At 44.9% G+C, this 6,931-nt stretch carries 5 protein-coding genes; 4 read left to right on the forward strand and 1 reads right to left on the reverse strand.

All coding sequences use genetic code 11. The features are described 5' to 3' along the window. The first annotated feature begins 1 nt into the window (after position 1). From ACFSO0_RS19705 to ACFSO0_RS19720, 4 genes are all read left to right on the forward strand, one after another. Positions 2-2,068 carry a flagellar assembly protein A gene (locus tag ACFSO0_RS19705; protein WP_376883406.1) on the forward strand — a complete coding sequence of 689 codons (2,067 nt, stop codon included), beginning with the start codon at positions 2-4 and terminating at the stop codon, positions 2,066-2,068. Between the two features lie 15 nt (positions 2,069-2,083). Then, positions 2,084-2,404: an STAS domain-containing protein gene (locus ACFSO0_RS19710; protein WP_376883408.1), complete on the forward strand. Its 321-nt coding sequence runs from the start codon at positions 2,084-2,086 to the stop codon at positions 2,402-2,404. A 45-nt stretch (positions 2,405-2,449) separates the two neighbouring features. Beyond that, positions 2,450-5,980, forward strand: a complete 3,531-nt coding sequence (locus ACFSO0_RS19715; RefSeq protein ID WP_376883410.1) for an EAL domain-containing protein — start codon at positions 2,450-2,452, stop codon at positions 5,978-5,980. Positions 5,981-6,055: 75 nt separating this feature from the next. Beyond that, positions 6,056-6,205 (forward strand): hypothetical protein, encoded by a 150-nt coding sequence (locus tag ACFSO0_RS19720; RefSeq protein ID WP_376883412.1) that lies wholly within the window; start codon positions 6,056-6,058, stop codon positions 6,203-6,205. Positions 6,206-6,359: 154 nt separating this feature from the next. Here the strand turns inward: ACFSO0_RS19720 and ACFSO0_RS19725 are convergent. Further along, positions 6,360-6,931, reverse strand: a 572-nt coding sequence (locus tag ACFSO0_RS19725) for an IS4 family transposase (RefSeq protein WP_376883414.1), incomplete at its 5' end; no start/stop codon positions are given.

Below are 6,931 nucleotides of genomic sequence, written 5' to 3' on the forward strand. Positions count from 1 at the left end.
TATGGAGAGAAACATTGTGTCCAAGGGGAAAACGGTAAAAGAGGCAGTAAGCATTGCATTGGAATTATTGAATGCAAAGAGGGATGAGGTAGATATAGAAATCATTGAGCATGAAGAAAAAAGGTTTTTAGGTCTCAGGTCAAGGCCTGCAGTGGTTCGGGTCACCGTTAGGGGAGAAAAAAACAACAGGGAAGACGTCGAACAACCGTTATCCGCTATGGAAGCGCTCAGACAGGCTGTAGAGTCTATGGATTTTCCGGAAGATTTCTCTCCTGTCCCAGACGCGCCTGATGATGCTGCTTCTGAGGATGAACACGAGCTGTCGGGCAAGGTTTGGGTAAGCGAAGGACGTATCTATTGTAAAGATGCGCCGGATAGATATCCTATGGTCGCACCGAAAAAAGGGGTTAAATTTTACAAAAATGGTGAACTTATTGAAAAGACAGTGGTAGTAAGTGAAAATGATTTGCTGCAAGTTGAACTGGAAGATGAAATTATGGAGCCAAAATGGGAAGTCAAGGTCAGCGATGACGGTATGGCAGCGCTCTTGAAAGTCACCCCCGGCATTCGCATTTACCGGAGGCTGATGGACAAGCTCCCCCACCAGTTTGTCGAGTTGGAAGTAACTGAATTAAAGGATTTCATTGTGATCGACATCGATCCCATTTTGGATAAACTCAAAGAACTGGAAGTTGCTCATGGCGTTGATTTTTCTGAAATCGCCCGCGCGTGTACGAGTGAAGTAGAGGGGACATTTGTGATCGCCAGAGGAACCCCTCCTACACCTGGAAAGAATGGGTACTTCCAGCCAACGCAAGAAGTCGAAATCAAAAAGGGATTAAAACACCGGGAAGATGGAACGATTGATTACCGGGAGATTCAACAGTTCCCCTCTGTGGAGCGAGGACAGGTTTTAGGTGTTGTTCAACCGCCTCAACAGGGAATAGCGGGTATTTCTGTAACGAATGAAATGGTATCTGCACCGGAGGTTTATCCCCTTTCCGTTATAGAAGGAAAAGGCGTTGCGCTGGTAGAAAACGGAACAAAAGCGGTCGCCACAGCCTCGGGCCATCCTGAAATTGTAGTCAAAGGACATGTGGCGAAAATCTCGGTCATCCCCAAATTAATCCTGAGTAAAGATATTGACATCCAAACGGGGAATATTCATTACATTGGAGATGTTGAAATTTTGGGTTCCGTGCAAGATGCGATGCTTGTGGAAACCCAGGGGAATATCTTTGTCCGGGAAAATATCAACAGGGCAAAAGTTTTTTCTGGCAAAGCCATCATTGTTCAGAACAATGTCATTTCCAGTGAGGTCGCTGCGGGGAAAAACAATCTCCTGAAAGCTGATATTTCTCTCATTTTGGGTGACCTGCTTGGCCAAATGAAAAATATGGTGAGAGCGATCCAGCAACTCTCATCCGTTTCTGCATTTAAGGTATCCACTTTTACCCGAACCGGTCTCGGTCCTTTGTTGAAAATTTTATACGATGGAAAGTATAGATTGTTCCTGCCGTTGACGAAGACATTGGTCAGACACATTCATAGCGGAAGAGATGCGTTGGAAGAAAAGTGGTTTGAACTGGCTGAACGAATGCAAAGAGGTTTTATCAATGCCACCTTTTCGGAATTCAGAACGGTTGAGGACATTCAGCAGGTAATTAAACTGGCTGAAGAATTGTATCATTCCGTCAGTGAAACCGATAATGAGCTTTGCTTTATTAAAGCAAGTATTGCGCATAATAGTGAATTGTATTCAAGCGGTGACATTTTGATTGAAAAGGGCATTTACAATTCGAGACTTCATGCAGGCGGATGTATTGAAGTGGATGGCTTTGTTCGCGGGGGCGAAATCTACGCTACCAAGGTTGTCAAAGTAGCAGAAGCGGGGACGAGAGGTGGGATTGCCACGAAAATCTTCGTTCCGAAGACTGGAACGATTCGGATCGGATTGGCAATAGAAGATACGGTCATTCAAGTCGGCAACAAAGCGCATACCTTTACAGCAAGTGCAACAAATGTGTATGCCCGTTTGAATAAATTCGGGGAATTAATCATTGAATAAACGGGAGTGATTCAGATGTTTACGTATGAAATCATTCAGGAAGAAGCAAAATCTATCGTCAAAATCAACGGGGATCTCGATATTGATGTGACAGAAATCATGCAGGACGAAATCGCCCCTGCCTTGATGGAAAGGAAAGACATAGAAATTGACTTCTCGAACGTTCCATTTGTTGATTCTTCTGGAATCGGGTTATTGATCACGTTAATCAATGAACTGCGGGAAGCGGGAAGTCAGATTGCTATAACAAAAGTAAGTCCTGACGTTATGCATGTCTTTTCGTTATTGCAGTTGCCGGAGATTTTAGGTCATGACATATTTGTTGATCTGAAATAGATTTTGACCGAAGAAACCAGAAAATGGGGGCGGAGGCTGCCGAGCATGAGTAAAGAAAAAGAATTGGAAGGAATCAAGCAGGCGGAAAGACTTTTGGAACAGCTGATCCAGGAGACCCACTCAAAACACGGTTTTCTTCTCATAAAGAATCAAGATTCGCCTGATGCTCCCGCTTCTTTATTCGGGCTAACACTCTGCGAAGAAGATAAAAGACGATGTGAATCCTTTTTGCATGAGAAGTGGAACAGCCAGTCGCCAATCATGTTGGACATTACGGCAGATGGACCTCTGCGCCCCTTTTATCAAATGGGTTCCCGTTATGGGGTAATGATTCCTTTGCATGATGAGCAGGACAGTATTCTCGGGATTGCCTTTTTGTGCAGGGATGTCGCCTACTCCAGGGATGTTGTGGCGCAGGTTCGACTGAATGATGCAGCAGCAACCAGCGTTGCGGGCGAGTCGCTCAACGTACGTCAGAAAAGGTATGAACAGTCCGCAAAGGCTTTGTTTAAGCATAATCCGGATGTCATTTGGTGGATGGATCATTCCGGAACCATCCTGAGCGTAAATTCCCGAGTCGGTGATGTGTTTGGCTTCCAGAAAAATGAATTTGAGAACCTGCCTTTTGATCGCTTTATTGCCGAAAAAGATGCAGAAAAGGCACTTCGTTACTTTTTGTCGGCGAAAAAGGGGAGCCCGCAAAATTTTGAAGCCACCTTTATTCATAAGGAAGGACGCGATGTTGAACTTAATTTGACGCTGGTTCCCATTACCGTTGAGTACAAGATAGCAGGTGTTTACGGCATTGCAAAAGATATTACGGATCGCAAGCGATACGAAGAGGCATTGAAAGAATCCAACGAGCTGATTACCAATCTTCTGGAAAGCATAACGGATGGTTTTATTGCTGTTGACAGCGATTTTCGCGTTACTTATTGCAACAAGGAAGCCGAGCTTTTGTTGGAAAAAAAACGCGAACACATTCTCGGGCAAGTATTATGGGAAGCCTCCCCTGGCATTTTCGGAACAGCCTCATGCGGGAAACTTCATAAGGCAATGGATGAGCATGTTACCGTTAAATACGAACAGAATGACAGTCCTGCGGAAAAGTGGTTTTGGATTCATGCCTATCCTGCGAAGAATGGGATATCGGTATTTTTCCAAGATATTACCCGAAGAAAAAAAGCTGAACAGCAGATTGTTTATTTGACTTATTACGATACGCTGACGGGTTTGCCCAATCAGCGGTATTTTGCCGATCGTTTGAATCTGATTGTGACGCGTGGCGATCAGGAGCATGAGGACACGCTCACGGTTATGGTCATCGGCTTGAATCGATTTCAGGAAATCATCGATTTTATTGGTCGTGAAAAAGGAGATCGATTGCTAATTGCAGTGTCTAGGTGTCTATCGTTCAACCTGCATGAGGATGACACGATATGCCGTTATGAAGGGGATAAATTTGCCGTTTTACTTCGCAATGTGAACCGCGTGAAGGCTGAGCGAATCGCAGAACGTATACTCGAAGCCTTTACCAATCCGATTATTCTCGATCAGCAAGAGATCGTGATTACCCCAAGTATCGGAATTGCCTTTTATCCAACGGATGGAAGAGACGGAGAAAATCTGCTGGCAAATGCAGATACAGCGATGCGAGAAGCGAAGGCGATCATATGCCCTTACCTCTTTTATCATGAATGTATGAACACGAACTCGATTGTGCCGATGGAGTGGGAGTTGCGCAAAGCTTTCGAGCGAAATGAACTAATGGTCTATTACCAGCCTCAAGTGGATATTCGCTCTGGCAGAATCTCCGGAATAGAATCATTGATTCGCTGGAAACATCCGGAGTGGGGATTCGTTTTACCAGAGCTTTTCATTCCCCTGGCAGAAGAGACCGGACTGATCGTGCCAATCGGAGAATGGGTGTTGAAAACAGCCTGCGCCCAAAATAAGGCTTGGCAAGATGCCGGTTTCGATCCTGTGGTCATGTCTGTCAATCTTTCGCAAAGGCAGATTACACATGGCAATCTTGTAGAAACAGTGAAGCGGGCTCTTGAAGAAACGGGGCTATCTCCGCAATATCTTTGTCTGGAGATCACCGAAAGCATGACAAAGGATGTAAACCGTACGCTCGAAACATTAGGAGAGTTAAAAGAGCTCGGGGTCAAGATCAGTATGGACGATTTCGGAAAAGGGTATAGCTCCCTGTTTTATCTGAAACAACTGCCGATCGACACGTTAAAGATCGACAAGTCCTTTATCCGTTACTGTACGACTGATGAAAGTGATGCCATGATTGTGAAAATGATCATCTCCATGGCTCATCAACTGAACCTCAGCGTGATTGCAGAAGGTGTGACCTCGAGAAATCAACTTGTTTTCTTGCAACAGCATCTTTGTAATGAGGCACAAGGTTTCATTTTCAGCAAACCACTGCCAGCGGATGAGCTGGAGCGGAAATTTGCCGAAATTCAATGCGTCGTGAAGCAGTATGGGATCAATACGGAAATAACGGAACGCCTCTGGATGGAAGAGCATCAGCGTGCTGCCAGACAAGAGTTTGAAGATACGGTTCGGAAGCAGCAGGGGATGATGTTTAAGTTCAAAAAAGTGAACGGACGGTTTGTCTATACATTATGTGATGGAACGTTGCTATATAAGCTGGGTTTCGTCCCGGAACAGGTTGTCGGGAAAGACGTATGCAATGTTTTACCTGAAGGATTAGCTGCGAAAACGAACCAACTTTTCAGCAGGGCATGGGAGGGAGAAGTCGATGTCTCGTTTGAGGGACGTTTCGATAACATTTATTATTTTACTTCTCTCCGCCCAATTGTACGTGGCGGCAAAGTGGTAGAGGTAATCGGCTCATCTGTCGATATTACAGCCAGAAAACAGGTGGAAGAAGAACTCCGGAAATCAGCTGCTCTGGCCGCAATCGGCGAATTGGCTGCGGGTATCGCCCATGAGATTCGCAATCCGTTAACGTCCATCAAGGGATTTTTTCAATTAATGAAGTCAGGTCAATTCAAGCAGGAATATTCCGATATTATCCTCTCTGAGTTCAAAAACATTGAAACGAAACTCGATGAACTCTTGCTGCTCGCAAAGCCTCAGGCAGCAAAAAGCGAGCCGACAGACTTGCGGGCCCTGTTACAAGAAGTGCTCATACATTTGGAGAGGGAAGCAACTCTGAGCAACATTGAAATAAAGTGCGAGCCATCTCATGAATCGCTGATGATCAGCGGAGTGAGGCATCAACTGAAACAATTGTTTGTCAATCTGTTTCATAATGCAATGGAAGCCATGCCCGGTGGCGGAGAAATTCTTGTTCGGTTGGAGAGGGTCGATCCGGATTGGGTCAAGGTAACAATTATTGACCATGGATGCGGGATTAGTAAAGAACGACTGAAAAGAATTGGAGAACCGTTCTTTAGCACTAAAGAAAAGGGTGCTGGTATCGGATTAACGATCAGTCATAAGATTGTGAAAGAGCACAGGGGGACCATTGTATTCCAAAGCGAATTGAATAAGGGGACGACGGTAGAAGTTTCCTTTCCCATTCTCGAACATTGAAATTTACTGTCGCGTCCAATGGTGGACCGTTTTTGAAGATTAGTCTGTACGATTTTCAAAGAAAGGAGCTACGATATGATCGGACAATTGGGGGCGTATTTGGCTGCGACAAGAGACGAGCAATTGCATGAGCTGCAGGAGTTCCTAAAACAGCCTAGTATCAGTACGTCACCTGATCATAAAAAAGAAATGGCGGCTTGTGCAAAGCATGTAGCGGAACACTAACGTTGCATAAAAAATAAATTCACTATTTGTCGAAGTATTCTGAATGGGTTTTTCAACTTCGCAACCAAAAACGGCAACATCGGAGCAAAAGGTAGCCACTATCCATTTGGTAGTTTTATACATTTGTTACAACAGCAACAACAACATACAACGGCTATTTCCGTTTCTGTCGGCCTCTGGATGTTCGTTCGGCCTGGTAATCCATTCTACCGATCCATTGCTCGAACGCCTGCCAGAGAAAGACTTTGAGCCATCTGCTGATTTGCAACAGACTGTGTCGGCTGTTCCTTTCCAACTTGATAAGGAGCAACAGGCAGTAGGCAATGAGAGCGAGAAACACTTGGTTTTTTACAGCGTTGTCACTCGTTCCATAGAATGTCTTGATCTTTACATGCTGCTTGATCCACTTGAAAAATAGTTCAATTTGCCAACGCCAACGGTAGATGTCACTCAATTCTTCGGCTTCCAGATCGAAGCGATTGGTAACGATTCGAATGAGATTCCCTTTCGAATCAAGCGTTTCAATCAGTCGTAACACGTTATCTATCCGTTTCTGTGGTGTTCCAAGCAAGATCATCGAATCCGATAACACAGAGCTTTCCGCCGATAACGGGAACGCATAGAGATGACGGATTTGAGCGTTCTCTTTCAGGCGGGACGCGAAAAAGATGCCTTTGTCCGTGTATTCATCAAATTTTTCGTAATCCACGTATCCCCGATCAAAGA

Origin of the sequence: Brevibacillus sp. GCM10020057 (assembly GCF_042683565.1) — a bacterium.
Lineage (GTDB): Bacteria > Bacillota > Bacilli > Brevibacillales > Brevibacillaceae > Brevibacillus.